This is a genomic window from Marinilabilia rubra (assembly GCF_003121985.1).
Classification (GTDB): Bacteria; Bacteroidota; Bacteroidia; order Bacteroidales; family Marinilabiliaceae; genus Marinilabilia; species Marinilabilia rubra.
On sequence record NZ_QEWP01000059.1, the window covers coordinates 1 to 796 of the forward strand.

1 tRNA gene and 2 rRNA genes are annotated in these 796 nt (G+C 41.8%); all 3 read right to left on the reverse strand.

Annotated features, from left to right (window positions below):
• Positions 1-109: ribosomal RNA gene (locus tag DDZ16_RS20585) — 23S ribosomal RNA — on the reverse strand; the annotation flags it as partial.
• 280 nt (positions 110-389) lie between these two features.
• A tRNA-Ile gene (locus DDZ16_RS20590) sits at positions 390-463 on the reverse strand.
• A 226-nt stretch (positions 464-689) separates the two neighbouring features.
• Positions 690-796, reverse strand: a 16S ribosomal RNA gene (locus tag DDZ16_RS20595); the annotation flags it as partial.

The following is a 796-nucleotide window of genomic DNA, read 5'->3' on the forward strand; positions in this document are numbered from 1 at the left end:
TCACGGATCATTAGTTATTTGCACTTCCCCGTGACTTTTCGCAGCTTATCACGTCCTTCTTCGCCTCTGAGAGCCTAGGCATCCGCCATGCGCCCTTTTCTACTTTCTTAGTTGGTGTTTTTACCATTGCTGGTAAAAACGTACACTAAAGCACTACTATTTTTTTAGTGTGCTCGTTTTGCTTTTTGAGTCTTATGTTTTCCAATATGTCAATGAACTTTTCAGCCGTTGTGGCTTAGTGGTAAAGTAAGGTGTTGAGCCTTTATTACCTTATTCCCTTTTTTAATGCTAAGATGGTAAAATGATTGGATGGTGAGATGGTATATAATTGAATGGTTACGTTTGACCCTTCTACCCTTTCACCGTTTCACCTTTATACCCTCCCTTTGTAGTCCCGGGCAGACTTGAACTGCCGACCCCTACATTATCAGTGTAGTGCTCTAACCAACTGAGCTACGGGACTGTTTATTTTCCCTGTGTATGGTCGTTTCTGCCCTAACTTATGAGGTTAACCATCAAATGCATCAGTAGTAAAACTGATCACTGTTTACTGTTAACTGATCACTTCTTCTTAAAGGGAACTTATATTTTTATTAACGCAAAACCAAGGTAAAAGCTTTTCCTTGTCCTTTTTATTCTCCGTGATCCGTCGTGCTTGTCGTTTCTTAATTTGGATAACTACTCTCCAGAAAGGAGGTGTTCCAGCCACACCTTCCGGTACGGCTACCTTGTTACGACTTAGCCCCAGTCACCAGTTTTACCCTAGGACGCTCCTTGCGGTTACATACTTCAGGTA